Source organism: Massilia pinisoli (assembly GCF_024753285.1).
Lineage (GTDB): Bacteria > Pseudomonadota > Gammaproteobacteria > Burkholderiales > Burkholderiaceae_D > Telluria > Telluria pinisoli.
On record NZ_JANUGW010000006.1, the window covers coordinates 1 to 13,173 of the forward strand.

The window sequence follows — 13,173 nt, forward strand, 5'->3', positions numbered from 1 at the left end:
GCGCTGTTCCCGAACGAGGAAAACCCGTTCCCGTGGATGAGCGAGATGATCGACCTGAAGAAGGAGCGCAACTTCTTCGAGACGCGTGTGACCGAGTACCAGACCGGTGGTGCGCTGAACTGGGATTGATCCCGGAGCGCCATGACGAAGCCCGCCGCCCGGCGGGCTTTTTTATTTGCAGGGCCGCTCGGCTCAACGGTCGTCGAGCCAGGCGAGGAAATCGCCGGCCACTTCCGGCGTCAGTTCCAGTGCCGCTTCCGCCACGTCGCCCGTCCCTTTGACTGCCGCCAGCGCCGCCATCGCGCACGCGAGGAATTCGTCATCCCACTGACGCACGGCGGCGGCAGCAATCAAGCGGGGAAGGGCGGCCAATGCCGTGAAGTAGGCCTCGCGCAGGTCGGAAGGCGCGGTGATGTCGTGCCGCTTGCGGCAGATTTCGATCCACGCTGGAAACTGCAGGTAGCCGGCACTGGCCCGGTCGGGCGCCAACGCCAACGCACGCACGACGTGCGGCACGGCCGCGAATGATGCCGGGTACACGTCTCCCTGATGTGCCAGCGCGCTCCACAGCGAGAACCAGGGCTCGTCGTCGGGACCCGTCGGCGGGAGGGGGGCGAGCTGGCGCAACAGCGCCGGCATGTCGGTGGCCTTGCCATACGCATGCTCGAGTTCATGCCAGCGCGGACTGTCGAGGGGCAGGCAGGGCAGATCAGGATCGGTCGTCATCGCGTCTCATCGGGAAACAAACCGATAGTCTAGCAAGCCTTCCTGCGCCGGTCTGCGTGGGCATCGTCGATGAGCGCCCGTCAGTCGACAAACTCCAGAATCGCCTTCATCGTCGCCTCGGGCGCCTCCTCCATCAGCCAGTGCCCCGCATCCGGAATGACCACTTCCGTGACGTTGGCCGCCGCATTGCGCATCACGACCGCCTCGTTGGCGCCGAACGACTTGGCGCCGCCGATGGCGAGGACGGGCATCGTCAGCTTGTGGGCGAGGACTTTCTGGTTGTCTTCCGCATCCTTGGGAATGCTGAGGAATTGCGCGAAGGCCGAGTGCATGGCGCCCGGGCGGGCGTACAGCTTCGCATAATAAGTACGGGTCGCTTCGTCGACCTTCTTCGGGTCGCCGGCGAACTCGTTCCAGAAACGGTCCAGGTAAATGCGCTCGCGGCCGGCGACGAGCCGCTCGGCGTCCGGGCCGCCGAACGAGAAATGCCACAGCTGCGGACTGCGGACGATCTGTTCCCACGGCGGCACCCCGGGCACGGGTGCATCCATGACGACGAGGCGGTCCGTCTTGTCCGGATAGCGAGCTGCATAGGCGAAGGCCACCATCGTGCCGATGTCGTGGCCGACGACGACGGCATGGTCGATGCCCAGCTTGTCGAGGACGGCGCGGACGTCGCCGGCCTGCGTCCATTTGTCGTAGCCGCCCGCCGGGTGCGACGACAGCCCCATGCCGCGCAGGTCCGGCACGATGACCGTGTGGTTGGCGGCCAGGCGCGCGGCCAGCGGCGACCACATTGCGCCCGTGTCGCCGAAGCCGTGCAACAGCACGACGGCGGGACCGTGGCCACCCGTGACCACGTGCAGCGCGGCGTCACCGGCCTGGATGGTCTGCGCCTTGAACGCGGGCGGGAAGGGCTGGACGGCGGCGCCGGCGGGCTGGCTCAGCGCCACGGACAGTGAAAGGATGGCAGCGATACGTGGGAACATGGACGATCTCCTACCCGGCGGGGGAGGCCACGTGGCCATCGCTGATTGCCCTTGGGGTGACGGCCAGTATGGTTTAGGATGAGCAGCCGGACTAGTCGCCAAATACCGCAACAGCAATTCGGAAACGCCGAACAACGGAGTGCACCGACATGAAACTGGAAGGCCTCGCCACGTTCGTCACGGTGGCCGAAAGCGGTTCGTTGAGCGAAGCGGCGCGCCGGCTGCGCGTGTCGCGCTCCGTCGTCAGCGAGCGCCTCGTCGAACTGGAGCGCTCGCTCGGCGCGAGCCTGCTGCAGCGGTCGACGCGCAAGGTCTCGCTCACCGAGGACGGCGCCGCCTTCCTCGCGCGCGCCGCGCGCATCGTGCGCGACGTGCAGGAGGCCGCGGCCGACCTGGCCGAGCGGCGCGGGCAGCTGAGCGGTCCGCTGCGCATCTCCGCGCCGGTCACGTTCGGCCGCATGCACCTGGGGCCCGCGCTGTATCCCTTCCTCGCGCGATACCCCGACATCCAGCTGACGCTCGAGCTGAACGACCGCCGGGTCGACGCGGCGTCGGACGGATTCGATGCCGTCCTCCGCCACGGTCCGATCGCGGATACCTACCTCGTCGCGTGGCAGCTGGCAACGAGCCGGCGCGTGCTCGTCGCCGCACCCGCCTACCTGGACCGGTACGGCGCGCCCCGCTCGCCGGAAGAACTCGAAGGCCATCGCGGCATCTTCTACATGCACCGCGGCGGCGCCGACTGGCGCTTCGCGCAGCAGGGCGGGGCGCGCATCGTGCGTGGACGGCCCGGCATGGTCCTGAACAACGGCGACATGATGCGCGACGCGGCGGTCGCCGGACTCGGTGTCGCCTTGCTGCCGATCTTCATCGTCGGCGGTGCGCTCCGCGCGGGGACGCTGCGCGTCATCGACGTCGGCATCGAGGCCGAACAGGAGTACATCTATCTGACGCACGCGGACGGCCAGAATCCATCCGCGAAGCTGCGTGCGCTGGGCGCATGGCTGAGGGAAGCGTTCGGCAATCCACCGTATTGGGAGACCGAGTGCAGCGCTTACGTCTAGTGCTCGGTGTGTCCTGAGTGGAAGATCGCGCCGTTGCAGATCGACGGCCGTCACCATGCTATGCTGCCGCCCTTTCGGCACTTGTCCCCGCATCCGTCATGCTCACCAACCCGCTCCTCGACGACCCCGCCATCGTGCACGGCTTCGGCACGCGCGATGACGACATGGCCGCGCTGCTGCCCGGCTACTGGCCGCGCCGCCCCTTCCAGCGCGAACGCCACGGCACCCGCATTGCCATCGCGACGCGGCCGAACGAGGATTGCGGGGAAGTCGACGGCATGCTGACGGATCGTCCCGGCCTGCTGCTCGCGATCTCCACCGCCGACTGCGTGCCCGTGCTGCTCGCGCGGCAGGACACGCGCGAAGTGGCGGCGCTGCACGTCGGATGGCGCGGCGCCATGGACGGCATGGTCGATGCGTTCGCGGCGCTCGTGCGCGCGCGCGGCGGCGATCCGGCCGAGTGGATCGCGGTCGCGGGACCCGCGGCACATGCCTGCTGTTACGAGGTCGGGCAGGACGTGATCGACGGCTTCGTCGCGCGCTGGGACTTCGCGCCGCGCTTCGTCGCGCCGCATGGGCGCATGCTCGACCTGCCCGCCATCGTGCGTCGCCAGCTCGAGCGTGCGGGCATCGTCCGCGTCGCGTCGCACGCCGAATGCACGATGTGCCATCGCTGCGGCGACGGCAGCCACACCTTCCACAGCTACCGCCGCGACCGCGCAACGCGCACGCCCGTGGTCGACGTGCACTGGTCCGCGATCGCGATCGCCGACCGCTAGACAGGCCGCGCGACGCGGCGCCGGCGCACGACATCGGCACGTGGATGCGCCCGTCATCGCGGCGCGCGCACCGCGTTTGCAAGGGCCTTGGAGTCGCGCAAAGAACACGCTGCATCGATCATGCGGCGTCTTCATCACGATTTTTATGCGTGTCTCGCGCCACAAGCTTCTCACTGAGGCTATCATGCGCTCAATTCCATCTTATCGATGTCGTCATCGTCGATCGCGCCATGGTCCGAGTCCTCGTCATCCGCCAGAATCCGCAGTGCCGGTCGCGCCGGTCGATGCGGCATGTGCGGACGCGCAGCGGCGCAGACGTCGCGCACGTGAACGCGGGGGAGGTCGCATGACGGACCGCTTCGCTTTTCACTACACGCCCGACGGCTATTCGACCTCGGGTGCGCGGCTGATGGGCCGCCAGGCCGCGGGCGCCGGACTGCTGCGCGCCATTGCGGCCGCGCCCGATCTGGAAGCGGTCGGCTGCTTCGCCGGCGGTCAGGCCCACGCGGCCGAGGGCGAGCGACTGCTGCGCGAATATGGTTACGCGGGCCAGGTGGAATGGATCGCCCAGGGCCGCCCGCAAGACCTCGAGCGCTACGGCACGCTGTACCATCCCGCACCCGGCATCGAACGGCTCGCGTGGCGCCGTCTCGGCATCGGCGAGCGCCGCTACAGCCTGTGCGGCGTCACGCACGCGCCGGCGGGCCATGCCGTGATGTCGAGCCTCGCGAACCTCCTCGTGGCGCCCGTGCGCAGCTGGGATGCCGTGATCTGCACGTCGCGCACCGTGCGCGACAGCGTGCGCCGCGTGCTGGAGCGCCAGGCCGAGTACCTCAGCGCGCGCCTCGGCGCACAGCGTTTCGAGTTGCCGCAACTGCCGCTGATCCCGCTCGGCGTGCATGCGGCTGACTTCGATGCCGATCCGTCCCGCCGCGACGCCGCCCGCGAGCGCCTCGGCATCGCCGGCGGCGCCGTCGTCTTCCTGTTCGCCGGGCGGCTGTCGTTTTGCACGAAGGCGCATCCGCAACAGATGTTCCTCGCGCTCGAACGGGCGGCGCAGAACGGCGCGCGTGTGCATCTCGTGCTGTGCGGTTCGTTCGCCGGCGACGCCGTCGACAAGGCCTTTCATGAAGCCGCCGCGCAACTGTGCCCGTCGGTGCGCCTGTCCGTACCGGAGCACGATGATGAGGCTGATGTGTGGGCCGCCGCCGACGTCTTCATCTCCCTCGCCGACACCGTGCAGGAAACATTCGGCCAGGCGCCGCTGGCCGCGATGGCGGCGGGCCTGCCGTGCATCGTCAGCGACTGGGACGGCCATCGCGACATCGTGCGCGACGGCGTCGATGGCTATCTCATCCCGACCGTGATGCCGGGCGCGGGTGCCGGACTCGATCTCGCGCAGCGTTACGACGATGGCGTCGACAGCCACGACACGTATCGCGGTCACACGAGCCAGGCGGTCGCACTGGACGGCGCGGCCCTCGCGCGGGCGTGCGCACGACTCGCCGACGACGCGTCGCTGCGGCGGCAACTGGGCGACAACGCACGCCGGCGCGTGCGCGCGGAGTTCGACTGGGCCGTCGTGTTCGGACGCCACCGCGCATTGTGGCGCGAGCTCGACGAGCGGCGCCGTGCCGATGCGGTACTCGGCCCCGCGCTGCCCGCGGCCGTGCCCGACCGGCTCGATCCGTTCGAACTGTTCGCCACGTATCCCACGATGCAGATCACGCCGGCGTCGATGGTCGAACTCGCGCCCGATGCATCGCTCGCGCTGTTGCGGCGGTATCGCGAACTCGCGATCAACCGCTTCGCGCACGCGGCGCTGCCGACGCTGGAAGAGTTTGGACAGATCTTCGGATCGATCGAATCACGTCCGATGCAGGTCGACGAGTTGCTTGACGCGCTCGGACCGTGCGATCGGGCGACATTGCTGCGCGGACTCGCGTGGTTGTGCAAGATGGACTTGCTCCGGATTGCCGCGGGTCAAGCGTGAATATTGAATATCGCCTTTAGATAAAGGCTTTATACGAAATGGAAGTACGGTAATGCGCATCGATTTGCGCGCTTGTTTTTGGAGACCAAGCAGAACGAGGAAGGAATCAACCGTTATCGCAGCGATCGTTTCGATTGATGCTATCGCGGGTTCGCGCCTTAAAAGATACGAAAAATATTGTGTGCGGGTTGCGCACTGACAAGGTTTTCGTGTACTTTACGTGATTGAATTTGTCAAAACGTGAAGACGCTGATTTTGGTAGCGTCAAACGGGAAACAAACCGATCAAAAAAGGGACGCTGATTCATTCAGTATGCACGTAAAGCTTAGCGAAAAGAACAAGCCGCATTGCCTGATAAACGTCGGGTATGGCGGCTTTTTCTTTTCGCGGCCCTGCGGGCTGTGATGTGGACAGCGCAGTGAACCATCGGACTTTAGTCGATCAGGTCGTCGGCGACGACGATAGCCGAAGTGCCGTGGAGTAGTTCTGCTGTATGAAAATACAGTATATCGCAATTCGAGAATGCATGCCCGGGTTTTACGGGTTTTATCGAATCGCCGCGGTAGTTCGGCTGGTGCCGGATTCATTGACGCAAACGCCGCGTTTGCGCCGATGAATAATTCGCCCGACCAAGCAGACTGGGTTGGACGGGTTCAAATCATGTAGCGTAAATTTCTCATCGCAGAGAAGGAGAACACAAAATGGCAACCGCCGCGAAGAAACCAGCAGCAAAACCGGCCGCAAAAGCCGCCACCAAACCGGCCGCAAAGGCAGCAGCAGATAAACCGGCAAGCAAAACCGCAGCCACCAAAGCCGCCGCCAAGCCGGCAGCGAAAAAAGCCGCTGCAACCAAGGCCCCGGCCGCCAAATCGGCCGCAACCAAAGCCGCCGCCAAACCGGCAACCAAGAAAGCCGCAGCAACCAAGACCGCCGCCAAACCGGCAGCCAAGAAAGCTGCAGCAACCAAGACGGCCGCCAAACCGGCAGCCAAGAAAGCCGCAGCAACCAAGACCGCCGCCAAGCCGGCAGCCAAGAAAGCCGCAGCAACCAAGACCGCCGCCAAACCGGCAGCCAAGAAAGCCGCAGCAAGCAAGACCGCCGCCAAACCGGTAGCCAAGAAAGCCGCAGCAACCAAGACCGCCGCCAAGTCGACCGCGTCCAAGTCGGCAAGCAAGGCCGCCGCCAAGCCGGCAGCGAAAAAGACTGCCGCCAAGTCGACGGCAAAAGCAGCAACCAAGACCGCCGCCAAACCGGCTGCCAAGAAGGCTGCTGCCAAGTCGTCCGCTAAACCGGCTGCGAAGAAGACTGCTGCCAAGTCGACCGCCAAAGCTGCAAGCAAGACCGCCGCCAAGTCGACCGCGGCCAAGCCTGCTGCGAAGAAGACTGCCGCCAAGTCGACCGCTGCCAAGCCTGCTGCCAAGAAGACTGCCGCCAAGTCGACCGCCGCCAAGCCTGCTGCGAAGAAGACTGCCGCCAAGTCGACCGCCGCCAAGTCGACCGCCGCCAAGCCGGCTGCGAAGAAGACCGCTGCCAAGTCGACCGCGACCAAGGCTGCAGCCAAGCCTGCTGCCAAGCCGGCCGCGACCAAGTCGACGGCAACGAAGGCTGCTGCGACCAAGACCGCCGCCAAGCCGGCTGCGACCAAGTCGACCGCCACCAAGGCCGCCGCTCCCGCCGCCAAAAGCGCCGAGTCCAAGCCGGCCGTGAAGAAAGCTGCCGCCAAGCCGGCCGCCAAGAAGGCCGCTCCGGCCAAGACCGAAGCCAAGCCGGAAGCGAAGCCGGAAGCCAAGCCTGAAGCCAAGGCCGAAGCGAAGACCGAAGCCAAGACCGACAGCAAGGACACCGCCACCCAGGCCGCAAGCCCGGCGCCGGCAGCCAAGTCCGTCATCGCACCGGCAGCATGGCCGTTCCCGACGAGCAGCCGTCCGTAAGCCATTCCTGCCTGGTTCAGGCAAAATACCGCTGTGTGAGCTTTCACACAGCGGTTTTTTTTTAAGGAGTCCTCGTGCTGTCCATTCTGAAGTTGATCGTCGATACCGCGGCCGGTGTGCTCGGTGGGGTGTTGCTGCTGCGTTTCTGGATGCAACTGATCCGCGTGCGTCCGCCGTCGTCCGTTGCGCAATTCACGTTCACGCTGTCCGACTGGCTCGTGCGTCCGCTGCGCCGCATCGTGCCGGGCATGGGCGGCTACGATTGGGCCAGCCTGCTGGGCGCCTTCCTCGTCGTGCTGGCCGCGACGTCGATCCTGCTGCTGGTCGGGACGAGCGGCCAGGCCGTCGTGCTGATCGCGCTCGTGCGCCTGCTCGACTGGATCCTGTACGGCTTCATGGGCCTCCTGATCATCGAGGTGATCTTCAGCTGGGTCAATCCGCATGCGCCGCTGGCGCCGTTCATCCACGCGCTCAACGACCCGCTGCTGCGCCCGCTGCGCCGCGTGATCCCGCCGGTCGGCGGTCTCGACCTGTCGGTGCTCGTGGCATTCATCCTGATCCAGATCGCGCAATTCCTGCTGCGCCAGGTTTTCTACATCTGACGCCAGGCGTCATGAAAAAAGCGCGCCGGTCCCGCGAGGGACGGCGCGCTTTTTTATTGCCGTGCGCGTCAGAAGCGGTAGCCGAAGGCCGCCTCGAAGCGGTCCGCGATCTCCTGCTGCGTGAAGCTGTGGTTCTGGCCGCCCTGGTGCGCGATCTTGATGGAGCCCAGCAGGCTGGCCAGGCGGCCCGTCGTGGGCCAATCGAGGTCGTTGGCGATACCGTACAGCAGGCCGGCGCGATACGCGTCGCCGCAGCCCGTTGGATCGATGGTGGCAGCTGCCGGCACGGCCGGGATCTTGTGGTGCTCGCCGCCCGCATAGATGTCGGAACCGGCTTCGCCGCGCGTGACGATGAGCGCACCCAGGCGCGCCGCGACGTCCTGCAGGGGCAGGCCCGTGCGGTCCATCACCATCTCGAATTCGTAGTCGTTGCAGGCCAGGTACGCGGCCTGGTCGATGAACGTCAGCAGTTCCTGGCCGCTGAACATCGGCAGCTGCTGGCCCGGGTCGAAGATGAAGGGCACGCCCTGTTCCGCGCAGTCGCGCGCGTGCTTGATCATGCCGTCGCGGCCGTCCGGCGCGATGATCGCGACGCGCAGCGGCAGGTAGTCGGCCAGGCTGTTCTCGTGCGAGAACTGCATCGCGCCCGGGTGGAACGCGTTGATCTGGTTGTTGTCCAGGTCCGCGGTGACGAAGCACTGGGCCGTGTACGCGTGGGCGATCGTGCGGATCGCGTTGGTCGCGAGGCCTTGCTGCTCCATGCGGTCGAGGTACTCGCCGCCGTCCTGGCCGATGGTGCCCATGATCAGGGGATCGCCGCCCAGCAGTTTCAAGTTGTAGGCGATGTTGACGGCGCAGCCGCCGTATTCCGTGCGCAAGGTGGGCACGAGGAACGAGACGTTCACGCGGTGCAGCTGGTCGGCCAACAGCGTTTCGCCGAAACGGCCGTGGTATTGCATGATCTTGTCGAAGGCGATCGAGCCGCAGATCAGCGAGGTCTTGGTCATTGGAGCCTCAAGGATAGAAAACGAAAGTGTGATAGCCGGACGGCTGCAGGCCGGCCAGCGTGAAATGCAGTGCGACCGGCTGCTCCGAGTGCGGCGCGAAACCGTTGGCCGCCGGCGTGCCGGGCGGCAGGTAGTCGGCGGGCGCCAGCACGCGGCGCAGCACCGGCTTGTCGCTGGCGTCGGTCAGTTCCAGTTCGATGCTGGGCCAGGCCAGCACGAGGCTACCCTGGTTGCGCAGCACCGTATTGAGCGCGTACGTGCCGGGGCCCAAGGTCGTCAGCTCGCCCGTCTCGATGACGAGGTTCTCGGCCTGCGCAGGCAGCTCCACGCGGCAGCCCAGCACGGCGCAGGCGCCCTGCAGCACGGGCCTCAGGCCCGGATGCTGCGCGGCCAGCACGTTGCGATAGGCCAGCACCGCCTGGGCCAGCAGCGCGAGCAGCAGCGCGACGCTGCCTGCCACCATCCACAGGCGCTGCGTGCGGCCCATGCGTTCCTGGCGGCGGCTGCGCTTGACGAATTCCGGCTCGTCCGCGTCGCTGTCGGCCGCGATGCGCAGCCTCGGCGGCTCGATCTTCGTCGGCGTCAGCTTCGAGCGGCGTGCCCGTGCGTCGGATGCGCGCGCGGCCTTGCTGCGCGCGGACGCCACGACGGGCGGGATCATCGCCGGTGTCGGCGCGGGCGGTTCGCTCGCGGCCGATGCGCGCAAGGGCAGTGCGGCGGACGGGATGTCGGCGGCGGACGTGGGGCCGGCCGGCGCGGCCGGTGCCGCCGTCGGATCGGGTTCGTGCTGCGGTGCCGGTTCCGGTTCCGGTTCCGGTTCGTAGTCGGGCAGCGGCTGCGCGACGATCTCCTCGTCCACCGGCAGGCCGAAGTTCGGTTCGACGCGGCCGGCGGGCGCGTACGCGCTGGCAGGTGCCGCGTCCGCGTGCGTGGCCGCGGCGGTATCTTCGGGCGGTTCGGATGGCGGGACGGCAGCCGCGTCGTGCGCCGCATCGAACACGGGTTCCAGGCGCGGCTCGACGCGACCTGCGGGCGCGTAGGCGGAGGGCGGGACGGAGACCGGGTGTTCTTCGGCGAGCGCGACGTCGGGGGATTCGCTTGCCGGTGCAACATCGGCGCGCTCGGTATCGGCCGGTGCGGCGGCGACCAACGGCTCGTCGGCTGGCGCGGCGTCGGCACGCTCGGCATCGACCGGCGCAGCATCGATCACCGGCGCATCTGCAGGCGCAGCATCGATCACCGGCGCCTCTGCAGGCGCAGCATCGTCGTCGGGACCCTCAGCGGCAGCTGCCTCGTCCGGGTGCGCCGGCGTCGTCTCTGCGTCCTCGGGCGCGCGCGCGCCACCCGTGCGCCACACGTGCGCGCGCGGCGCCGCGGGCGCGGGCGCTTGCGCCTCGTCCCGTTCATCCACGTTCGGCAGGATGCCGAGCGGATCGAACGTGTGGCCGAAGTCGAGGGTGTAGACGGGCAGGGCGTCGTCCTGGTCGGACGGTGCGGGCACTGTCGGCGGCGTCTCGGTGGGCGCAGGCGCGGCCGGCTTGGCCAGGTCGATCAGGTGGGCGTTGCCGTCAAAGATGCTCTGGCAGGCTCCGCAGCGGACGATGCCGCCGCGGAGCTTGAGCTGGTCCGCGGCGACGCGGAACGTGGTGTGGCAATGCGGGCACTGGGTGGCGAGCGCCATGCCTTATTTGCTGCCGTCGGCACGCAGTTCGGTCACCCGGCGCGGCTCCGGTGCATTTGCTGCGCCGAGCTGCCCGTGCAAGGCGACCCAGCCGTCCAACTCGGCCCAGACACCCAGCTTGATGAACGGTGCGTACGCGGCAGCCACTTCGTCGGCCTGGCGCGCCAGCACGCCGGACAGGATCAGCGAACCGCCGTCGGCCACGCGGCCGGACAGCATCGGCGCCATCAGCTTCAATGGGCTCGACAGGATGTTCGCCACGACGATGTCGAAGCGCTCTTCGCCGTGCTTCGACGCGACGAAGTCGTCCGGCACGTAGAAGTCGATCTCGCAGCGGTTGCGTTCCGCGTTGAGCTTCGCGGATTCGATGGCCTGCTCGTCGATGTCGACGCCAGAGACTCCAGCCGCGCCGAGCTTCTTGGCGACCATCGCGAGGATGCCCGAGCCGCAGCCGTAGTCCAGCACGGACTTCCCCGGTGCCGGATGGGCTTCCAGCCATTCCATGCACAGGCGCGTCGTCGGATGGCTCCCGGTGCCGAATGCGAGGCCCGGATCGACTTCCAGGATCAGCGCGGTGGGATCGGGGGCTTCGTGCCAGCTCGGCACGACCCAGATGTTCTTGCCGATGTGGATCGGTTCGAACTGCGATTGCGTGAGGCGCACCCAGTCGGCGTCGGCGACGGCGCGCGTCGTGAAGCCAGGTGCCTGCGCGAGGCCGATGGCGGCGGCTGCCTCCGCGACGATGGCGGCCTGGTCGGCATCCTCGTCCGTCAGCGCGACGACGCGGCTGTGGTCCCAGGCGGCTTCCTTCGGCACCATGCCCGGCTCGCCGAACAGGGGCTTCTCGTCCTCCGTGCCTTCGTCCGCGTCTTCCACCGAGACCGACAGTGCGCCCGCTTCCATCAGGGCATCGGACAGGCCCTCGGCGTGCTCGCGTGCGATCTCGATGACGACTTCAGTCCAGCCCATCATTCAGCCTCGGATTTGGCGCCGATCGCGCCATCCTTCGGCAGGTCCGGCTTGTGGGCCAGCTTCTGCTCCAGGTAGTGGATGTTGGTGCCGCCTTCGATGAAGCGGGCGTCGACCATCAGTTCGCGGTGCAGCGGGATGTTGGTCAGGATACCCTCGACCACCATTTCCGACAACGCGATCTGCATGCGGCGGATTGCCTGGTCGCGCGTGGCGCCGTAGGCGATGACCTTGCCGATCATCGAGTCGTAGTGCGGCGGCACGTAGTAGCCGGCGTACGAATGCGAATCGACGCGGATGCCGGGGCCGCCCGGCGGATGCCAGCCCGTGATACGGCCCGGCGACGGCGTGAACTTGAACGGGTCTTCCGCGTTGATGCGGCACTCGATCGCGTGGCCCGACAGCATGATGTCGCGCTGGCGGAAGCGCAGGCGCTCGCCGCAGGCGATGCGGATCTGTTCCTGCACGATGTCGATGCCGGTGATCATTTCCGTGACCGGGTGTTCGACCTGCACGCGGGTGTTCATCTCGATGAAGTAGAACTCGCCGTTCTCGTACAGGAATTCGAACGTGCCCGCACCGCGGTAGCCGATCTTGCGGCAGGCCTCGGCGCAGCGGTCGCCGATCTTCTCGATCAGCTTGCGCGGGATGCCCGGTGCCGGCGCTTCCTCGATCACTTTCTGGTGGCGGCGCTGCATCGAGCAGTCGCGCTCGCCGAGCCAGACGGCTTGCTTGTGCTCGTCGGCGAGAACCTGGATTTCCACGTGGCGCGGATTCTCCAGGTATTTCTCCATATAGACTTCCGGATTGCCGAACGCGGTGCCCGCTTCCGTCTTGGTCATCGCGACGGCGTTCAGCAGCGCGGCTTCCGTGTGCACGACGCGCATGCCGCGGCCACCACCGCCACCGGCGGCCTTGATGATGACCGGATAGCCCACGCGGCGCGCGGTCTGGATGATCTCTTTCGGATCATCGGGCAGGGCGCCATCGGAGCCCGGCACGCACGGCACGCCGGCGCGGATCATCGCCTGCTTGGCCGACACCTTGTCGCCCATCAGGCGGATCGATTCCGGACGGGGGCCGATGAACACGAAGCCCGATTTTTCGACGCGTTCCGCGAAGTCGGCGTTTTCCGACAGGAAGCCATAGCCGGGGTGGATCGCTTCCGCGTCCGTGACTTCGGCCGCGCTGATGATCGCCGGCATGCTCAGATAGCTTTGCGCGGACGGTGCCGGGCCGATGCAAACGGACTCGTCGGCCAGTTTCACGTACTTGGCGTCCTTGTCGGCCTCGGAGTGCACGACGACGGTCTTGATGCCCATCTCGCGGCAGGCACGCTGGATGCGCAACGCGATTTCACCACGGTTGGCGATAAGAATTTTTTCAAACATGGTAAGTTCGGTGTTTCTTTGAGTGCCGGCGGTTTGCCGGG

At 67.1% G+C, this 13,173-nt stretch carries 11 protein-coding genes and 1 pseudogene; 6 read left to right on the plus strand and 6 right to left on the minus strand.

The genetic code is table 11. The annotated features are described in order from the left end of the window. Window positions 1-129: pseudogene (locus NX784_RS09980) on the plus strand (ribonucleotide-diphosphate reductase subunit beta); the annotation flags it as partial. A 63-nt stretch (window positions 130-192) separates the two neighbouring features. Here NX784_RS09980 and NX784_RS09985 read toward each other — a convergent pair. Then, complete coding sequence (locus NX784_RS09985) at window positions 193-726, minus strand: hypothetical protein (RefSeq protein ID WP_258816502.1); 534 nt, start codon at window positions 724-726, stop codon at window positions 193-195. 80 nt (window positions 727-806) lie between these two features. Next, window positions 807-1,715 (minus strand): alpha/beta fold hydrolase, encoded by a 909-nt coding sequence (locus NX784_RS09990; RefSeq protein ID WP_258816503.1) that lies wholly within the window; start codon window positions 1,713-1,715, stop codon window positions 807-809. A 149-nt stretch (window positions 1,716-1,864) separates the two neighbouring features. On the opposite strand from NX784_RS09990, the gene NX784_RS09995 reads away from it, so the two are divergent. The 5 genes from NX784_RS09995 to NX784_RS10015 all read left to right on the plus strand — a co-directional run bounded on the left by NX784_RS09995 (window position 1,865) and on the right by NX784_RS10015 (window position 8,084). Then, entirely contained in the window at window positions 1,865-2,779 is a 915-nt protein-coding gene (locus NX784_RS09995; protein ID WP_258816504.1) for a LysR family transcriptional regulator, read from the plus strand. Window positions 2,780-2,877: 98 nt separating this feature from the next. Further along, on the plus strand, window positions 2,878-3,558 hold the full coding sequence (locus tag NX784_RS10000; protein ID WP_258816505.1) for a purine nucleoside phosphorylase YfiH/LACC1 family protein: 681 nt from the start codon (window positions 2,878-2,880) through the stop codon (window positions 3,556-3,558). 346 nt (window positions 3,559-3,904) lie between these two features. Further along, on the plus strand, window positions 3,905-5,551 hold the full coding sequence (locus NX784_RS10005) for a glycosyltransferase family 4 protein (protein WP_258816506.1): 1,647 nt from the start codon (window positions 3,905-3,907) through the stop codon (window positions 5,549-5,551). Window positions 5,552-6,252: 701 nt separating this feature from the next. After that, window positions 6,253-7,482 carry a transcriptional regulator gene (locus NX784_RS28805; protein ID WP_307735938.1) on the plus strand — a complete coding sequence of 410 codons (1,230 nt, stop codon included), beginning with the start codon at window positions 6,253-6,255 and terminating at the stop codon, window positions 7,480-7,482. 74 nt (window positions 7,483-7,556) lie between these two features. Then, window positions 7,557-8,084, plus strand: a complete 528-nt coding sequence (locus tag NX784_RS10015) for a YggT family protein (protein WP_258816507.1) — start codon at window positions 7,557-7,559, stop codon at window positions 8,082-8,084. Window positions 8,085-8,152: 68 nt separating this feature from the next. On the opposite strand, the gene NX784_RS10020 is transcribed toward NX784_RS10015, so the two are convergent. Genes NX784_RS10020 through accC form a run of 4 tightly spaced genes read right to left on the minus strand, consistent with a single transcriptional unit; the run spans window position 8,153 to window position 13,132 of the window. Further along, the gene (locus NX784_RS10020; protein WP_258816509.1) at window positions 8,153-9,091 is read right to left on the minus strand and encodes a carbohydrate kinase family protein; all 939 of its coding nucleotides are present in this window, start codon (window positions 9,089-9,091) and stop codon (window positions 8,153-8,155) included. 7 nt (window positions 9,092-9,098) lie between these two features. Beyond that, window positions 9,099-10,772 carry a DUF3426 domain-containing protein gene (locus tag NX784_RS10025; protein WP_258816510.1) on the minus strand — a complete coding sequence of 558 codons (1,674 nt, stop codon included), beginning with the start codon at window positions 10,770-10,772 and terminating at the stop codon, window positions 9,099-9,101. Window positions 10,773-10,775: 3 nt separating this feature from the next. Then, complete coding sequence (prmA, locus tag NX784_RS10030; RefSeq protein ID WP_258816744.1) at window positions 10,776-11,741, minus strand: 50S ribosomal protein L11 methyltransferase; 966 nt, start codon at window positions 11,739-11,741, stop codon at window positions 10,776-10,778. Then, complete coding sequence (accC, locus tag NX784_RS10035; protein ID WP_166863888.1) at window positions 11,741-13,132, minus strand: acetyl-CoA carboxylase biotin carboxylase subunit; 1,392 nt, start codon at window positions 13,130-13,132, stop codon at window positions 11,741-11,743. The genes prmA and accC overlap by 1 nt, the downstream gene beginning before the upstream one ends. Window positions 13,133-13,173 lie beyond the last annotated feature (41 nt).

Excerpts from the sequence above, each read along its gene's own strand:
- NX784_RS09990 (WP_258816503.1), bottom strand. The coding sequence starts at position 1,715 with ATGTTCCCACGTATCGCTGCCATCCTTTCACTGTCCGTGGCGCTGAGC.
- prmA (WP_258816744.1), bottom strand. The coding sequence starts at position 11,741 with ATGGGCTGGACTGAAGTCGTCATCGAGATCGCACGCGAGCACGCCGAG.
- accC (WP_166863888.1), bottom strand. The coding sequence starts at position 13,132 with ATGTTTGAAAAAATTCTTATCGCCAACCGTGGTGAAATCGCGTTGCGC.
- NX784_RS09985 (WP_258816502.1), bottom strand. The coding sequence starts at position 726 with ATGACGACCGATCCTGATCTGCCCTGCCTGCCCCTCGACAGTCCGCGC.
- NX784_RS09995 (WP_258816504.1), top strand. The coding sequence starts at position 1,865 with ATGAAACTGGAAGGCCTCGCCACGTTCGTCACGGTGGCCGAAAGCGGT.
- NX784_RS10020 (WP_258816509.1), bottom strand. The coding sequence starts at position 9,091 with ATGACCAAGACCTCGCTGATCTGCGGCTCGATCGCCTTCGACAAGATC.
- NX784_RS10000 (WP_258816505.1), top strand. The coding sequence starts at position 2,878 with ATGCTCACCAACCCGCTCCTCGACGACCCCGCCATCGTGCACGGCTTC.
- NX784_RS10025 (WP_258816510.1), bottom strand. The coding sequence starts at position 10,772 with ATGGCGCTCGCCACCCAGTGCCCGCATTGCCACACCACGTTCCGCGTC.
- NX784_RS28805 (WP_307735938.1), top strand. The coding sequence starts at position 6,253 with ATGGCAACCGCCGCGAAGAAACCAGCAGCAAAACCGGCCGCAAAAGCC.
- NX784_RS10005 (WP_258816506.1), top strand. The coding sequence starts at position 3,905 with ATGACGGACCGCTTCGCTTTTCACTACACGCCCGACGGCTATTCGACC.